This window comes from Streptacidiphilus alkalitolerans (assembly GCF_042511045.1).
Classification (GTDB): domain Bacteria; phylum Actinomycetota; class Actinomycetes; order Streptomycetales; family Streptomycetaceae; genus Streptacidiphilus; species Streptacidiphilus alkalitolerans.
In genome coordinates, this window is sequence record NZ_JBHEZX010000007.1 from 188,579 (window position 1) to 204,306 (window position 15,728).

The window sequence follows — 15,728 nt, forward strand, 5'->3', positions numbered from 1 at the left end:
CTGAATCATCCTTCGCTCGGTTGCTCGGGTCTGTGCCGTTGCTCGGGTCTGTGCCGCGGCGGCCCGAACCAGCGCCGCAGAGCGGAGGTGAGGGGCACGGCCTGCGCCGACTCGGCCCAGGCGGTGTGGCCGTCCGGCCGCACCAGCACGGCGCCGGTGCCCTCCGGCGGGGTCCCGGAGCCCCACTCGGCCGACAGGACACTGACCCGGTCGGCCCACGGTTCGGCGATCAGCCGCAGCGAGGCGGTCCAGTCGCCGGTGAAGTCCAGCAGCAGTCCCCGGCCGGTGCGCAGCAGCGCCGTGCTGCTGCTCGCGGACCCTTCCGGGGTGGTCACCGCCAGGTCCGGCAGCCGGGCGCCGAGCAGCGGGTGCGCGCCCTCGCCGACCGGGTAGCGGACGTCGAGGCCGCTGATCATTCCGGCCAGGGTGGCCCGGGTCGGCTCGGCGGTCATCAGTTCGGCCATCAGTGTGCGCAGCGGTTCCACCTCGGGACCGCCGAGCAGCAGCAGGGCCTGCGCCCTGATGTTCGCCAGCACCCGTTCGCCGACCGCGTGCCGTTCGTCGTGGTAGCTGTCCAGCAGGTCGTCGGCGGACCCGTGGCGCACCTGGATCGCCAGCTTCCAGCCGAGGTTGACCGCGTCCTGGAGGCCGAGGTTGAGCGCCTGGCCGCCGATGGGCATCTGCTGGTGCGCCGCGTCGCCGGCGAAGAGCACCCGGCCGGTCCGGTACGCGGACAGCTGGTGGTTGGCATCGCCGAAGGAGTTGACCCAGATCGGCTTCCCGGAGCTGAGGTCCTCCCCGACGACCCGCTTCCAGACGTCCACCACCTCGCCGAACTCCGGTTCCGTGGTGCGGGGTTGAGCGGTGCCCCCGAACTCGTGCACCATCACCCGGGTGACCCCCTCGGGGTTCCGGGCGGCCACAGCGAGCCCGTGCTCCAGGCGCTCGAACCGGCGGCCCGGGATGTCGATGCCGACCACGTCCGCCCGCAGCAGCTCACGGCCGGTGGGCTGACCGGGGAACTCCGCCCCGGTCAGCGCCCGTACCGTGCTGTCCTCCCCGTCGCAGGCGACCAGGTAGGCGCCGCGCACCCGGGAGGTGCCCCCGGGGTGCGCGGCGGTGACCTCGACGCTGTCGCCGTGGTCGGTCAGCTCCAGCACCTCCCAGGAGCGGCGGACGTCGGCCCCGAGGGCCACGGCCCACTCCTGCAGCAGCTGCTCGGTCCGGAACTGCGGCACCTTCCACTGCCCCGGACGGGTGCTTGGCAGGGTCAGGTCCATCGGGATCCCGCCGAAGTGGCCCCGGGGCTCGTTCGGCGGTTCACCGAGACCGAGCAGCAGGCCGCGGCTGTCGAAGATCTCCATGGTGCGGGCGTGCAGGGTGGAGGCACGTGACTCCGTGGTGGGCGTGGAGCGCCGCTCCAGCACCACCACCTGCGCGCCGCCGAGCCGCAGCTCGCCCGCGAGCATCAGCCCGACCGGCCCGGCGCCGACGACGATCACCTGGGTATCGGCGGCCATGGTCAGCGGGAGCTCTCGGCGTAGTCCTTGGCGTGGGTCAGAGTGGCCCGGCTGTTGGTGCTCAGCGCGCTGCGGACGTACGACCTGGCGTCGTCGACGGTGGCGTCGGGACCCAGGATCCGGGCGATGTTGGCGGTGTTCAGCACCACGGTGTGCTGGGAGGACGCGGTGGTGCCGTCCGGGCCCTCGGTGAAGGTCCAGTACCCGGTGTGCAGGGTCATCAGGGCAGGCAGGGTCACCTGCTTGTAGACGATCCGCTGGTGCGGGAAGGTCACCCGGTACGACTTGGTGGTGTGGGTGGACCCGTCCTTGGCGCGGGTGTCCATCTCCAGGGTCTGCAGGCCGGGGACGTCCTCGGTGAGCCGGACGGTCGCCACGTGCGGCAGCCGCTCGGACCACAGGTCGGCCTCGTTGATGAAGTCGTAGACGTCCTTGGCGGAGCCGTCGACCTGGACGCTGTCCTCGAACGAGAAGGTCAGCTCCTCGGCGCCGTGCACAAACTCGATATTGGTCTTCAGTGCGGCGAGTTCGGACCGGGAGTTGCGGTCGACCGCCTCCTCGATCCAGGCCAGGCCCTCGGGGTCGTCGTCGATCGCCCGGTAGTCGTGCAGCAGCCGCACCCGCGACTCGCCGGCGGAGAGCGGCTCGATCAGCCAGGTGCCGCCCATCGACGCGACCGGGGGAGCGGACACCTCCTGGCGGAACTCGATCCGCAGCTCGTCCGGGGAGAGGACGCGGCGCGAGGTCCAGTTCTTGGCCTCGCCGTTGGCGGTGGCCCAGATCCGGATGCGCTCCTCCCCGACCCCGGTCTCGACCTGGTCGACGTGGATGGTGGGCGGGAAGATCTGCGGCCAGTTCTCCACCTCGGCGATCAGCCGGTACACGGCTGCCGCCGGGGCGGAGATGACGATTTCGTGTTCGACGGAACGCTGTCCGGTGTTCGACACGCGGGACTCCTAGGAACGGGACGGGTGGGGATCAGAAGTTGCCCAGGCCGCCGCAGACGTTCAGGGCCTGCGCGGTGATGGAGGCGGCGGTGTCGGAGGCCAGGTAGCCGACCAGGCCGGCCACCTCCTCCGGGGTGGAGTAGCGGCCGAGCGGGATCTTCGCCTGGAACTTCTCCAGGATCGCCTCCTCGGTGGTGTCGTAGGCGGCGGCGTAGCCCTGCCGGACCCGCTGCGCCATCGGGGTCTCGACATATCCCGGGCACACCGCGTTGACGGTGACCCCGGTCGGCGCCAGCTCGTTGCCGAGGGCCTTGGTGAAGCCGACCACTCCGTGCTTGGACGCCGAGTACGGTGCGCCCAGGACGACGCCCTGCTTGCCCGCGGTGGACGCCACGTTGATGATCCGGCCGCGGCTCCTGGTGCGCATGCCACCGGTGTTGAGCACCTCGCGGGTCATCCGGAAGACGCTGTTGAGGTTGACGTCGATGACGTCCTCCCACAGCTCGTCGGTGATGTCCGCGGTGACGCCGCCGCCGCTGCGGCCGGCGTTGTTGACCAGGACGTCGATCGGCCCGAACCGGTCGACCGCGGCCTGGACGAACTCGTGCACCGCGGTGTTGGAGCGGACGTCCACGGCGCTGCCGTCCACGTCCAGCCCCTCCTCCTGGAGGTGCTTCACGGTCGAGACCACGTTCTCCGCGGTGCGCGCCCCGATGTAGACCCGGTGGTTCTGCGCGGCCAGGAGCCGGGCGACGGCGAGCCCGATCCCGCTGGTGGCTCCGGTGACCAGAGCGACCCGCTGACTCTGCTGTGGCATGGTCGTCATCTCCTGTGTAGGTGGTGCCAAGGGTGGTGCTGACGGTGGGTCAGACAGTGGCGGTGAGCAGGCCGTTGACGGACTCGATCAGTTCCCGCGGGGTGTCCGTGGCGGTCAGCGGGGAGTCGTCGAGCGAGATGCCGTACTGACGCTCGATCCGGCTGCTGATCTCCAGCAGGGTCAGCGAGTCGTAGCCGAGCGACTCGAAGTCCGTGTCGATCCCGGCGGCGAAGTCGACACTGTCGTCGCCGGCCGAGGCGACCAGGATGGGGGCGAGGTCGTCGAGTGTGAACGGGGTGCTGGACATGGCGGTGTGCCTCTCGGTTCGGTGTGCGACGAAGGGGGAACTGCCGTGCTGAGCTGGGCTACTGGCGTCCGCAGAGGACGTTCCTGACGACCATGGCCGAGTTGAAGCCGCCGTGGCCCCGGGCCAGCACCAGCACGGTGTCCACGCTGGCGGTGCGCGGCTGGCCGACCACCAGGTCGAGTTCGTAGCCGGGCGCGGGCTCGATGTTGATGGTCGGCGGGATCAGCCCGTCCTCGATGGCGAGGAAGGCGGTGGCCAGGTCCAGCGCCGCGGCGCCGGAGTAGAGTCGGCCGGTCATCGTCTTCGGGGCGGTGACCGGGACCCCGCGCGGTCCGAAGACCGCGGTGATCGCCTCGGCCTCGGCGCGGTCCAGGGTGGAGACGGCCGCCGCGTCCGCGAACACCACGTCCACCTCCTCCGGGCGCACCCGGGCGTCGGCGAGGGCGACCTCGATCGCCTTGCGCAGCCCGGGCGCCCGGCCGCTGCCCGGCTTGGGGTCGAAGGTCGCGCCGTAGCCGGCGATCTCCCCGTAGATCCGCGCGTCCCTGGCCCGGGCGTTCTCCAGCGACTCCACGATCAGGATCGCGCCGCCCTCGCCCGAGACATGGCCGCTCGCGGCGCTGTCGAAGGGGAGGTAGGCCGCGCTCGGCCGGTCGCTGGTGCTGAGCCGGTCGCTGGTGCACTGCGCCACCCAGCCCCAGGGGCAGATGGAGGCGTCCACGGCGCCGGAGACGATCAGGCCGGTGCCCTTGCGGATCTGCCGGCGCGCCTGCGCCACCGCGTCCAGGCCGCCGGCCTGGTCGCTGACCAGGACCCCGCTGGGGCCCTTCATCCCGTTGCGGATCGAGATCTGGCCGCTGTTGACGGCGTAGAACCAGGCGAAGGACTGGTACGCGCTGACGTACTGGCCGCCCTTGCTCCAGAGGTTCTGCAACTCGCCCTGGCCGAACTCGAATCCGCCGGCCGAGCTGGCGGTGATCACCCCCATGTCGAACTCGGGCAGGCTCTCCGGCCGGATGTCCGCGTCGGCCAGCGCCCAGTCGGTGGCCACCAGGGCCAGCCGGGTCATCCGGTCGGTCTGCGGCAGCAGCTTCTTCGGCAGGTGGTCCTCGGCGGCGAAGCCGGTGATCTCGCCGGCCAGCTTCGCCGGGTACTGGGACGGGTCGAAGCGGGTGACCCGGCCGATGCCGCTCCGGCCGGCCCGGGTGGCGGCCCGGAAGGCCTGCACCCCCAGCCCGTTGGGCGCTGCGATGCCGAGGCCGGACACCACTGCGGTGCTGCTCATACGTCGCTCCTGTCCGGTCGGGTCAGCACCATGGCGCTCTGGAAACCGCCGAAGCCGCTGCCGACGGTCAGCACGGTGTCGGTGGTGTGGGAACGGGCGGTGAGCGGCACGTAGTCGAGGTCGCACTCCGGGTCCGGAGTGTGCAGATTGGCGGTGGGCGGCACCACGTTGTTCTGGATTGCCAGCACCGAGGCCGCGATCTCGATCGAGCCGATCGCGCCGAGCGAGTGCCCGACCATCGACTTGATGGAGCTCACCGGCACGTGGTAAGCGTGCTCGCCCAACTGCCGCTTGAAGGCCGCGGTTTCATGCCGGTCGTTCTGCTTGGTGCCGGAGCCGTGGGCGTTGATGTAGTCGATGCTGTCGCCGTTCAGCCGGGCCTCGTCCAGGGCGAGCCGGATCGCCTCGGCCATCTCCGCGCCGTCCGGGCGCAGTCCGGTCATGTGGTAGGCGTTGCTGCGGGTGGCGTAGCCGGCGATCTCGGCGTAGATCGGGGCGCCGCGGCGCTTGGCGCTCTCCAACTCCTCCAGTACGAACACCGCGGAGCCCTCGCCGAGCACAAAGCCGTTGCGGGTCCCGTCGAACGGGCGCGAGGCGCACTCGGGGTCGTCCTCGCGGGGCGTGGTCGCCTTGATCGCGTCGAAGCAGGCCACGGTGATCGGCGAGATCGGGGCGTCGGAGGAGCCCGCGATCATGATGTCGGCGCTGCCCTCGCGGATCAGGTCCACCGCGTAGCCGACCGAGTCGATGCCGGAGGTGCAGCCGGTGGAGACCACGGTGCTCGGTCCCTCGGCGCCGACGGTCAGCGCCACCTCGGCCGCGAACGAGCTGGGGACCATGTAGTTGTACAGGTGCGGGACCGCGTAGTGGTGGTCCACCTGGTGCAGCCGGCCCGCGTCGCTGACGATCCGGTACTCCTCGTCGAGTCCCATGGTCGCGCCGACCGCGGTGCCGATGGTGACGCCGATCCGGTGCGGGTCGTAGCCGGCCAGGTCGATTCCGCTGTCGGCGACCGCGTTGCGCGCCGCGACCACGGCGAACTGGGCGGCCCGGTCCATCCGCCGGACCTCCTGCGGGGTCAGCCCGAACTCCTCGGGGTCGAAGTCGATCTCGGCGGCCACCCGGGACCGGAACGGGGAGGGGTCGAAGAAGGTGATCCGCCGGGTCGCGGTGCGGCCCTCGCTGATCAGGTTCCAGAAGTTCTTCGCCCCGATCCCGCCCGGCGCCAGCACCTCCATCCCGGTGATGCACACCCGGCGCCCCGTCATTCGGCGGCCTGCCAGTCGTAGAAGCGGGTGGCCATGGCGTCGGCGGGGGAACGCCAGGTCGCGGGGTCGTAGGCCTCGATGAACGGCTTCAGGTCGTTGCTGATCCCGATGAACCGCGGGTCGGTCTTGGCCCGTTCGATCAGCTCGCCGCCGTTGTCGGCGTCGAAGTCCTGCAGGTGGAAGTAGAGGCCCCGGTAGGAGAACAGCTGGCGCCGACGCGTGCCCATCAGATGGGGCATCTCGGTGGCGTCGAACTCCGTGAAGAGCTTGCTGACGTCCGCCGAGGAACCGAGGTCCATCCGGGCGACGATCAATGTGCTGTGCATGGTGTCTCATCTCCGGAACTGCCCGCTCTCGCGGTGCGTATTTCTTTGCCGATGAATTCCGCATGGGGATATCCGTCGCGGCGGATGTGTCCAATACTGTGGAGTCCGCGCAACGCCTACAAGACGAGTCATTCCAGGGTTCGGTCAGTTCTTGTAAGATCAAGTACGGAATTCTTCGGCGACCGTCATACGAGCGTCAGATCGGCTGCAGATTCACCAGGTGGGGCCGTGCGGTCAGAGCGCGGTGAGGATCCTGGGACCGTCCTGGGTGATGGCGACGGTGTGCTCGATGTGCGCGGCCCGGCTGCCGTCGACCGTGCGCAGGGTCCAGCCGTCCGGGTCGGTGCGGTAGCCGTTGCGACCGCCGGCCATCAGCATCGGTTCCAGCGCCAGGGTGAGGCCGTGCCGCAGCGGGAAGCCGCGGCCCGGGCGTCCGCTGTTGGGGACGTGCGGGTCCTCGTGCATCCGGCGGCCGATGCCGTGGCCGCCGAAGTCCTCGGGCATGCCGCAGCCCGCCTCGCGGGCGACGCTGCCGATGGCGTGCGAGATGTCCCCGAGCCGCTGTCCGACCACGGCGGCGGCGATCCCGGCGTCCAGGGCCCGCTGGGTGGCGGCGATGAGGGCCAGGTCCTCGGGACGCGGGGTGCCCACGGTGAAGCTGATCGCGGCGTCGCCGGTCCAGCCGCCGAGCTCGGCCCCGCAGTCGACGCTGACCAGGTCGCCGTCGCGGAGCCGGTAGTCGTCCGGGATGCCGTGCACCACCGCGTCATTGACGGAGGCGCAGATCACCGCCGGGAAGGGGGACGGGGCGAAGCCGGGCTGGTAGCCGAGGAACGGCGAGCGGGCCCCGGCCGCGTCCAGGACCGCGTGGGCGGCCCGGTCGAGCTCGCGCAGGGTGACCCCCACGGCCGCCGCCGCGCGGGCGGCTGCCAGCGCCCGGGCCACCACCCGCCCGGCTTCGCGCATCGCGTCCAGTGCTGTGTCGGTCTTGATCTCCACCATGGGTCGTCGGCTCCTGCGGGTGCGGTGTTCTCCAATACTTATACCGGTATTAGTATCACGGGTATGGTGAGAACTCCTTTGACTCCGCACGAGCGGCAGCGCGGTGAGCGCTTCGGGGCGCTGCTGCGCGAGGCCCGCGGGGACCGCAGCATGGTCGAGGTGGCGGCAGCGGCCGGCCTCTCCGCGGAGACGCTCCGCAAGATCGAGACCGGCCGGGCGCCGACCCCGGCCTTCTTCACCGTGGCGGCCCTGGCCGGCGCGCTGTCGCTGTCCCTGGACGACCTGGTCGCCGCCTGCGCCGAAGACCCGGCGGAGGACGGCTTCGGCGGCGAGGCACTGTCGGCCTGAGCCCGGCGCCGCCGGTCCGACTCCGGGTCAGCTGGGCGTCGAGGTCGCCCCGGGGGCCGGGGCGCCGGTGGGCAGCAGCGGCTTGCAGACCTTCAGCGCGGCGACGGTCTTGGTGTCGGTGCTGGAGGTGACCGAGCGCACCTGCTGGGTGGTCACCGTCACCCCGTTGTCCTTCATGCAGCTGATGAACGCCGTCAGCTGGGTGCTGCCGGACGCGCCGCCGCCGGGCCCGCCGGGTCCGCCGCCCTGGCCCGCGGGCCGGAGCGAGGCGCAGGCCTGCATGGCCGCGGCCTGGGACGGGTCCGCGGACGCGCCGCCGAAGCCGCCGAACCCTCCGCCACCGGGCGCTCCGCTGGGGCGGCCGGTGGTGTCCCCGCTGGGACGACCGCCGCTGGGACGGCTCCCGCTCGGGCGTCCGCTGGGCACGGAGACCCCGTGGGACTTCAGGCAGTCGGTGTACGCGGCGAACCCTGCCGCGCCGCTCGCACCGGCGGACGCGGAGCCGCCCGCGGCGGAGGCACTGGAGCCGGAGGAGCAACCGGCGAGCAGCAGAGCCCCGGAGGCGAGGAGGCCGGCGGTGGCGAGGACCTTGGGGGCACTCGCTCGGCTGATACCTGTGATCATGACCGGTGGTTCCTCCGTGGGATTGCGGATGTCTGATGGTGCGGCGACCCAACCGCACCGGCGTAGGGGCACCCTGGGCGAAAACTGCGGAGTTCCTGGGATTTGATTCGCGAAAGATGTGGCTTTCCGCCCGATAGCGCGGCTATGAGCGGACTTCGCAGCGGTGAACGGGCGCTTCCGGCGCACACCGGTCCCAGCGAACTCCCAGGTTCGTGCCAGGCACGGATAGGAACCTGGTCCAGGCTGTGGCAGCTATGAAGGCGCTTCCACGACGGCGCAGGGCCGTCCTGATCTATTCCGTAGCCGGCCTGGTACTGGTGGGCGGAGCGGGTGTCACCTATGCGGCGGTGAACGACTCCGGCAGCACCGGGGCCACGGCGGCGAAGACCGCGACCGTGGCCCAGGGGACGGTGCGGGCGACGGTCTCCGGCTCCGGGTCACTGGTCTCCCCGTCCAACGCCGGGCTCGACTTCGTCACCGGCGGCACGCTGAGCGAGGTCGATGTCGCGGTCGGCGCCAAGGTCACGGCCGGGGAGGTGCTGGCGAAGGTCGATCCGACCGACGCCGACGCGGCGCTCACCACCGCCCAGGCCACGCTGGCGACCGCCCAGGAGAACCTGGCCAGTGTCGAGGCGGGCAACGGCCCGACCAGCAGCTCCGGTTCGGGCGGCAGCTCGGGCACCGGCACCGGCTCCAGCGGCGGCTCGGGTTCCGGCAGTGCGGGGGGCGGCGGCACCGGGGGTACAGCGCCGACGACCGGCGCCTCGGGCGGCCGGTCCACCCAGCCGAGCACCGGCGGCAGCCCCAGCAGCACCCCGACCACCGGCACGCCCACGCCCACCAGCACAGCCACCCCCTCGGCCTCGGCCACCACCAGCGCCGCCGCCCGGCCCGCCTCCTACGTGGCGGAGACGACGACCACCACGGCCAGTGCGACGCCGAGCGTGAACCCGGCCGATCTGGCCCAGGCGGAGCAGCAGGTCACCACGGCGGAGAACGGCGTGGCCGACGCCCAGCGCGCGGTCGACGGGACGGTGCTGACCGCGCCCGAGAGCGGGACGGTGGCCTCGGTGGCCGGAAAGGTCGGCGACTCGGTCAGCGGCTCCTCGGCCTCCGCCACCAGTTCCTCGTCCACGCCGAGCGGCTTCGTGGTGATCACCAACCCCACCGGGATGGAGCTGTCCGCCGACTTCTCCGAGGCCGACGCCCTCAAGCTGAGGTCGGGTCAGAGCGCGGCGGTCACCCTGACCGCGGAGGCCGGCACGGCGCCGCTCACCGCCAAGGTGCTGTCGATCAGTTCGCTTCCGGTGAGCAGCAGTTCGTCCTCCTCCGGCGGCGGCGGTGGCGGTGGCGGGTCCTCGTCCTCGACCGCGGTGCAGTACGCGGTGCTGCTGGCGATCACCAGTGACACCAGCACGCTGCAGACCGGCCTGAGTGCCAGCGTCCAGGTGACCACCGCCGAGGCCACCGACGCCCTGTGGGTGCCGACCAGCGCGGTCACCGGTACCGGGACCGGCAGTTCGGTGACCGTGGTCGGCGCCAACGGTGCCACCACCCGGCAGCCGGTGACCGTGGGCGTGCAGGGCGACACCCAGGTGCAGATCACCAAGGGGGTCTCCCTGGGCCAGAAGGTCCAGCTGACCGTGGTCTCGGCCGGCGGCAGCAACGGCTTCCCCAGCGACGCGTTCCCGGGCGGCTCCTGAGGCGGCGTCAATCCCGCTGCGCAGCAGCCGCCCTGCGTGCCACATAGACGGTGTTGGCCGCCGTTCCCCCCTGCAGCGGGTTGTCGAAGTCGACGACATGGGCCGCCGATTCCGCGAAGACCCCGGCCAGCACCTCGCCGAACTCCGGGTCCGGCGGGTCGTTCGACCACAGCGCGAAGACGCCGTCGGGGTGCAGCAGTTGGGCCAGCGCGCGCAGGCCCGCGGGCAGGTAGAGCGCCGCGTGGCTCGGGTTCAGCACATGGCGCGGCGAGTGGTCCACGTCCAGCAGGATGGCGTGGAAGCGGCGGTGCGGCGTCTCGGGGTCCAAACCGAGCGGGCCGCCGGCCAGCGCGAAGAAGTCGCCCTGAACCAGGCGGCAGCGCGGGTCGGCGGCCAGTCCAGCGCCCAGCGGGACCAGCCCGCGCCGATGCCAGTCGATCACTTCGCCGATGGCGTCGACCACGATCAGTGAGCGCACCCGGGCGTCGTCCAGCGCCGCCCTGGCGGTGTAGCCCAGCCCGAGCCCGCCCACGGCGACGTCCAGTTCGGTGTCCGGCAGCTTCGCCAGGCCGAGCCGGGTGAGTGCGATCTCGCCCTCGGTGAAGAGACTGGACATCAGGAAGTCGTCACCGAGTTTCACCTCGTACACGTCCTCGCCCGAGGCCGGGTCGCGGCGCCGCCGGAGGCTGATGTCGCCCAGTGGTGTCGGGCGCCAGTCGATCTCCTCGAAACGCGCGCTCATCCGTTCACCCTCCTGGTGCGACCGGCGTCGACGCCTGCCGACACCGGTGCCAGCCTAGGGGGTGCGGAGGGGCCTGCTCCGCGTCACGCGCCGGACGCCCCCGGCCGCGGGGCTGCGGCCGGGGGCGCTCGGGTGGTGCCCTTCTCAGTGGCGCAGCCGCCAGCGGGCCTGCTGGGTGGTGAGCGCGGGATCCTTCGGGTTGTGCAGCTGCTGGACCAGCTCGGCGAGCTCCTCGACCGAGCGCTGGGCGGCGGCGGCGTGCAGCGCGTTGGCCGCCTGGGAGTCACCGAGCAGTGGGACCAGGGCGGCGAGGTCCGCGACCGGCCGCAGCGTCGCCGCGGTGGTGAGGATCGCCTGCGCGTGGGCGGGCTGGTCGCCCTGGTCCAGGATCATCATGAGCTGCGCCAGTTCGTACACCGGGCGCTGCAGGGCCACCGCCCGCAGCAGTGAGCCCGCGCCGCCGGCCGGCGGAGCCTGGGCGGGCTCCGGCAGGTCCTGGTCTTCGTTGAGTAGGTGTACGTCGTCTGCGGATATGGCGCGAGCCATCGGGTGCCTCCTGGTACTGGCGACTCGAGTGGACGAGTCCTTGCGGTGGAGGCCGCTCCATGTCGGCCTCCACCCACCAGCCTGCGAGTCCCGCGCGGCAGCGCCACCGGCATGGCGCATTCGGGCGACGGGGGCAGTCCCGCCAGTCACACGTGTACCAGGAGCACCATGCGGCTCGTCCGAGTCAGTCCTTGACGGTGAACTGGTGCTTGCTGCCGAGCGCCTGCAGCGACACCCGGCCGGGGATGCCGTTCACGTCCTCGCCGGTCCAGCCCAGGCCGTGCAGTTTGCTGTAGGCCTTCTGCCAGGCCGAGTACGCGGCGTAGGTGTCGCTCCCGTAGCTTCCGTCCACCCGGCCGGCCGCGAGCAGCCCCTCGGCGGCGAGGGCCTTCTCCACCGGCAGCACATCCGCCGGGTGCAGGGCGGAGCCCTGGGCGGCGGGGCGGTCGGCCTTGGCTGCGGCGATGACGTTCGCCAGCGACACCGAGACCGTGCCGGAGCCCGAGCCCGTGCCCGACGTCCCGCCCGGCGGGGTCGGCGAGGCGGTGGGGGACCAGCGCCAGGAGCCGACCGGATGCCCGCCGCGCGGGTCGGCGGGGTCCGCGGTGGGCGGGCAGACGCCGTCGGCGAACCTGGGCGCGAAGTAGCCGATGACGTAGGCGTCGCGGCGGGGGTGCGAGTGGGACCAGACCCCGTTGCCCTGGCCGTTGTCGACGGCGCCGGACTTCGCCGAGTTCCCGCCCTTGGTGTACACGGTGTGGGCGTCGAAGCCCACGACGAGTTCGCAGTGCCCGTTGCCGAAGTTGGTCCAGGCGCCGATCGACGGGTACTCGGACCACTGGCCGCGGGAGCGGGCCCAGTTGGAGAACACCACGACGTTGTCGACCTTCGGCACGATGCTGCCGAACCCGGCGTCGTGGTACTCGTCCCAGGCCCACTCCACGCACCAGGGGACCAGGTTCTCGCCGAACTCGCGGCCCCACTGGGTGTCGTTGTCCCAGCCGCCGTGGGGGTTCCAGTTCTCGTAGATGCGCTCGGGTACGGCTTCGACGTGGTCGATCAGGGTGCGCCACTGTGCCTTCATGAGGGTCTCCCAGTTCGGACGAGGGTGGTGGATACGTCGTGGGAAGGGCTTCAACTCTTCCGGAGGCCGGCGGGCTCATGGCTGAAATCAGTCGTAACTACGCATATCTGATGGCCGCCGGCGAGCCCGGAAGAGTAGACGGGACGGCCGACGGAAGAGTCACAGCGGTGCTTTCGCGGCATTTTGCCCTTCCTTTACAACCTGGGGAGGGGCTGCGTCGTCTCTCCGCACGATGTGCAGAACGGCCGGCGCGGTGCTCCAGTAACGGGTTCCGGCGGCCTCGGTAGAGAGAAGCCAGCCATGCGTATAAGCACACGTACCGTCGGCGCCCTGGTCTGCGCGGCGGCGGCCGTCGGGTTCGCCCCCGTCGCGGCGGTCGCCGCGACGCCCGCCCTGAGCAGCAGCTCCACCCCGATGTGCGCGACCTCGCAGCTCACGGCCAAGCTCGGCGGGGGTGACGCGGGGGCGGGCAACCTCTACCGCTACCTGGTGCTGACCAACCACAGCAGGACCACCTGCCATGTCACCGGCTTCCCGGGCCTGTCCATGCTGGACGCCAAGGGGAAGCAGATCGGCGCCCCCGCGACCTACCAGCGCATCGCTTACTCCCCGGTGGTGCTGCGTCCCGGCGCGTCCGCGAGCGACACCATCCACACCGCCAACCGGCAGACCAACAGCAGCACCGAATGCCTGCCCAGCTCCGCGGAGCTGCGGATCTACCCGCCCGGGAACAAGGCCTCGCTGGTCTTCCCCGGGAAGGTCACCAACTGCGACAAGCTGTTCAGCGTCACCCCGTTCGCGGCCGGCACCGGCGGCAACCCGTCCTCGCAGGTGGCCGCGAGCGGCGGCGCCCAGGTCACCGCCGTGCCCAAGGGCGCCCCCGACACCGGGCTGGCGCTCACCGCGCAGCCGGGCTCGGGCTCCGGGAGCACGGTGGCCGGGGCCGCGGTGGGCGGGGCGCTGCTGGTGGGAGCGCTGGGCCTGGTCGTGCTGCGGCCCAGGAGCCGGAGCCGGGCCGAGGCCCAGGTCCGGGCCGACCGTTGACCGCACGGACCGTACCGATCGCGCCGGGGCGGAGGGGCCGTCGCCGTCGCGCCGTGGTGCCGGCGGTCGCGCTGCTGATCGCCCTGGCCGGCTGCGCGGCACCGGCGACCCCGTCCGTATCCGCGCCCCCGTCGGCCTCGGCGTCGGGGCCCGGGTCCGCGACGGCCGCGGCGCCTGCGGCGCCGACCCCGCGGGCGACCGTGCCGCCCGCGGCGTCCGCGCTCGCGCGGTCCGTGCCGGTGCGGCTGAAGATCCCCGGCATCGGCGTGGACACTCCGGTCATGCAGCTGGGACTGGCCGCGGACGGCACCGTCGCCGTGCCGCCGATCGAGGCCCATGCCCCGGCCGGCTGGTACCGCGGCTCGCCGACGCCGGGTCAGGTCGGCCCCGCGGTGATCCTCGGCCATGTCACCGTCGGGCAGTTCGGCGACGGCGTCTTCCTGCACCTGGACCGGATGCGGGCCGGCGACCGCATCGTCGTGGTGCTCGAGGACGGGGTGTCCGCGACGTTCGCGGTGGACTCGGTGCAGACGGTCGCGAAGTCGCAGTTCCCGACCTCGTCCGTGTACGGGAACGTCGACCACCCCGCGCTGCGTCTCATTACCTGCGGCGGGGTCCGGGCCGCCGACGGAAGCGGGTACACGGACAACGTGGTCGTCTACGCCTCACTGCTCCCGGCCGGCTGAGGTGTCCGGTGGCCGCCGAGTTCCTACGAGCAACACAGGTGAGGAGAACGGTCATCCGGTCTCACGAAAGCGCGGCCTCCGAGCTGTTCGCGACCCTCTACCCGCGTCTCGCGGGCTGGTGCCGCGGCCTGGTGGACGACGACGGAACCGCGCATGAGATCGCCGCGGAGGCGTTCGCCCGGCTCTGGGCGCGCTGGAGCAAGGTCGAGGAACCCCGTGGCTTCCTCTTCGTCACCGCGGCCAACCTGGTGCGCGACCACTGGCAGAAACTGGAGCGTGAACGCCGGGCCTACCGGCGCGCCACCACGGAGGAACTCGTGAAACAGCAGCTGGAGGGAACGGCCGACCCCTCGGTGCGGCTGCTGGTGCAGTCGCTGCCGGAGCGGCTGCGCACCCCGGTCCTGCTGCACTACTACGCCGACCTGCCGGTCCGTGAGGTCGCCGCGCTGCTGGCCAGGAACGAAGGCACCGTCAAGTCGGACCTGCACACCGCCAGGGAACTGCTCCGCGCCAAGCTCGGAGGGCACCATGACCGGACCAACTGACGACGAGGAGCCGGGCGGCGGCCCTCCGGACCCGCTGGACGCGCTGCTCCGGCCGGTGATCCAGTTCCTGCCGGTGCCCGAGGGCTCGTTCGAGCGGATCCGCCGCACGGCGGCCAGGCGTCGGCGGGCCAAGGCCGCGGCCGGCGGCGGCCTGGTGGCGGTGCTGGTGGCCGGATCCCTGCTGCTGGGCGGTGCCTTCACCGCGCCCGGTCCCACCGTGGTGGTCACCCCGCCGGTCGCCAGCAGCGGGCTCACTCCGTCCCCGAGCGAACCGGGGCGTACCGCCCCGCCGTCGCCGAGCACTCCGGTGCCCAGCTCGTCCGTGAGCGGCGGGGCCGGCGGCAGCAGGCCGACCGGTACCGGCGGCGCCGCGGGCTCGGCCGCGCCCGGCGGCCCGAGTGCGACCAGCACGTCCGGCGCGGTGGCGGCCACCCCGATGTGCGCGACCTCGCAGCTCACGGCCAAGCTGGGCGGGGGTGACGCGGGAGCGGGCAATGTCTACCGCTACCTGGTGCTGACCAACCACAGCGGGACCACCTGCCATGTCACCGGCTTCCCCGGCCTGTCGCTGCTGAGCGCGGACGGTACGCAGATCGGCGCGCCCGCGACCGAGCAGAGCATCGCGCACGCCCCGGTGGTGCTGCGCCCGGGGGAGTCGGCGAGCGACACCGTCCACACCGCCAACCGGCAGACCAGCAGCAGCACCGAATGCCTGCCCAGCTCCGCCGAGTTGCGGATCTACCCGCCCGGGAACAGGGACCCGCTGGTCTTCCCCGGCCAGGTCACCAACTGTGACAATCTGTTCAGCGTCACCCCGTTCACCGCGGGCAGCACCGGCAATCCGCCGTCCTGACTCCGCCGTCCTGACTCCGCCGTCCTGACTTCTCCGGCCGACTTCTTCCCGCGATTTGTGTTGTCGCACCGGTACCGGCGC

The 15,728-nt window shown here is 72.0% G+C and carries 18 protein-coding genes; 6 read left to right on the plus strand and 12 right to left on the minus strand.

Annotated elements, in window-relative coordinates:
• Positions 1 to 5 precede the first annotated feature (5 nt).
• The 8 genes from ACEZDG_RS18195 to map all read right to left on the minus strand — a co-directional run bounded on the left by ACEZDG_RS18195 (position 6) and on the right by map (position 7,472).
• Positions 6 to 1,520 carry an FAD-dependent monooxygenase gene (locus tag ACEZDG_RS18195; protein WP_380510359.1) on the minus strand — a complete coding sequence of 505 codons (1,515 nt, stop codon included), beginning with the start codon at positions 1,518 to 1,520 and terminating at the stop codon, positions 6 to 8.
• Positions 1,521 to 1,522: 2 nt separating this feature from the next.
• Complete coding sequence (locus ACEZDG_RS18200; protein ID WP_380510362.1) at positions 1,523 to 2,467, minus strand: aromatase/cyclase; 945 nt, start codon at positions 2,465 to 2,467, stop codon at positions 1,523 to 1,525.
• Positions 2,468 to 2,498: 31 nt separating this feature from the next.
• Complete coding sequence (gene fabG / locus ACEZDG_RS18205) at positions 2,499 to 3,284, minus strand: 3-oxoacyl-ACP reductase FabG (protein WP_380510365.1); 786 nt, start codon at positions 3,282 to 3,284, stop codon at positions 2,499 to 2,501.
• Positions 3,285 to 3,333: 49 nt separating this feature from the next.
• Entirely contained in the window at positions 3,334 to 3,591 is a 258-nt protein-coding gene (locus ACEZDG_RS18210) for an acyl carrier protein (protein WP_380510368.1), read from the minus strand.
• Between the two features lie 58 nt (positions 3,592 to 3,649).
• On the minus strand, positions 3,650 to 4,876 hold the full coding sequence (locus ACEZDG_RS18215; protein ID WP_380510371.1) for a ketosynthase chain-length factor: 1,227 nt from the start codon (positions 4,874 to 4,876) through the stop codon (positions 3,650 to 3,652).
• On the minus strand, positions 4,873 to 6,144 hold the full coding sequence (locus tag ACEZDG_RS18220) for a beta-ketoacyl-[acyl-carrier-protein] synthase family protein (RefSeq protein ID WP_380510373.1): 1,272 nt from the start codon (positions 6,142 to 6,144) through the stop codon (positions 4,873 to 4,875). The genes ACEZDG_RS18215 and ACEZDG_RS18220 overlap by 4 nt, the downstream gene beginning before the upstream one ends.
• Entirely contained in the window at positions 6,141 to 6,470 is a 330-nt protein-coding gene (locus tag ACEZDG_RS18225; RefSeq protein WP_380510376.1) for a TcmI family type II polyketide cyclase, read from the minus strand. Before ACEZDG_RS18225 ends, ACEZDG_RS18220 begins: the two co-directional genes overlap by 4 nt.
• Positions 6,471 to 6,704: 234 nt before the next feature.
• Positions 6,705 to 7,472: a type I methionyl aminopeptidase gene (map, locus tag ACEZDG_RS18230; RefSeq protein ID WP_380510379.1), complete on the minus strand. Its 768-nt coding sequence runs from the start codon at positions 7,470 to 7,472 to the stop codon at positions 6,705 to 6,707.
• A gap of 63 nt (positions 7,473 to 7,535) precedes the next feature.
• Between map and ACEZDG_RS18235 the strand changes: the two genes are divergently transcribed.
• Positions 7,536 to 7,820 carry a helix-turn-helix domain-containing protein gene (locus ACEZDG_RS18235; RefSeq protein ID WP_380510382.1) on the plus strand — a complete coding sequence of 95 codons (285 nt, stop codon included), beginning with the start codon at positions 7,536 to 7,538 and terminating at the stop codon, positions 7,818 to 7,820.
• Between the two features lie 27 nt (positions 7,821 to 7,847).
• Here the strand turns inward: ACEZDG_RS18235 and ACEZDG_RS18240 are convergent, their stop codons facing one another.
• Positions 7,848 to 8,444 carry a hypothetical protein gene (locus ACEZDG_RS18240; RefSeq protein ID WP_380510385.1) on the minus strand — a complete coding sequence of 199 codons (597 nt, stop codon included), beginning with the start codon at positions 8,442 to 8,444 and terminating at the stop codon, positions 7,848 to 7,850.
• Between the two features lie 254 nt (positions 8,445 to 8,698).
• Between ACEZDG_RS18240 and ACEZDG_RS18245 the strand changes: the two genes are divergently transcribed.
• Entirely contained in the window at positions 8,699 to 10,147 is a 1,449-nt protein-coding gene (locus tag ACEZDG_RS18245; protein ID WP_380510387.1) for an efflux RND transporter periplasmic adaptor subunit, read from the plus strand.
• A 7-nt stretch (positions 10,148 to 10,154) separates the two neighbouring features.
• On the opposite strand, the gene ACEZDG_RS18250 is transcribed toward ACEZDG_RS18245, so the two are convergent.
• The 3 genes from ACEZDG_RS18250 to ACEZDG_RS18260 all read right to left on the minus strand — a co-directional run bounded on the left by ACEZDG_RS18250 (position 10,155) and on the right by ACEZDG_RS18260 (position 12,519).
• On the minus strand, positions 10,155 to 10,889 hold the full coding sequence (locus tag ACEZDG_RS18250; protein WP_380510390.1) for a spermidine synthase: 735 nt from the start codon (positions 10,887 to 10,889) through the stop codon (positions 10,155 to 10,157).
• A 144-nt stretch (positions 10,890 to 11,033) separates the two neighbouring features.
• Entirely contained in the window at positions 11,034 to 11,435 is a 402-nt protein-coding gene (locus ACEZDG_RS18255) for a hypothetical protein (RefSeq protein WP_380510393.1), read from the minus strand.
• A gap of 184 nt (positions 11,436 to 11,619) precedes the next feature.
• The gene (locus ACEZDG_RS18260) at positions 11,620 to 12,519 is read right to left on the minus strand and encodes a peptidoglycan-binding domain-containing protein (protein ID WP_380510396.1); all 900 of its coding nucleotides are present in this window, start codon (positions 12,517 to 12,519) and stop codon (positions 11,620 to 11,622) included.
• 300 nt (positions 12,520 to 12,819) lie between these two features.
• On the opposite strand from ACEZDG_RS18260, the gene ACEZDG_RS18265 reads away from it, so the two are divergent.
• Genes ACEZDG_RS18265 through ACEZDG_RS18280 form a run of 4 tightly spaced genes read left to right on the plus strand, consistent with a single transcriptional unit; the run spans position 12,820 to position 15,647 of the window.
• Positions 12,820 to 13,563, plus strand: coding sequence for a DUF4232 domain-containing protein (locus tag ACEZDG_RS18265; protein ID WP_380510399.1), 744 nt, complete (start codon positions 12,820 to 12,822; stop codon positions 13,561 to 13,563).
• 53 nt (positions 13,564 to 13,616) lie between these two features.
• Positions 13,617 to 14,249, plus strand: coding sequence for a class F sortase (locus tag ACEZDG_RS18270; protein WP_380510402.1), 633 nt, complete (start codon positions 13,617 to 13,619; stop codon positions 14,247 to 14,249).
• A gap of 38 nt (positions 14,250 to 14,287) precedes the next feature.
• A complete protein-coding gene (locus tag ACEZDG_RS18275) occupies positions 14,288 to 14,794 on the plus strand; it encodes an RNA polymerase sigma factor (protein WP_380510405.1) in 507 nt (168 codons plus the stop codon).
• Positions 14,778 to 15,647 carry a DUF4232 domain-containing protein gene (locus ACEZDG_RS18280; RefSeq protein WP_380510408.1) on the plus strand — a complete coding sequence of 290 codons (870 nt, stop codon included), beginning with the start codon at positions 14,778 to 14,780 and terminating at the stop codon, positions 15,645 to 15,647. The genes ACEZDG_RS18275 and ACEZDG_RS18280 overlap by 17 nt, the downstream gene beginning before the upstream one ends.
• The last annotated feature ends 81 nt before the right edge of the window (positions 15,648 to 15,728 follow it).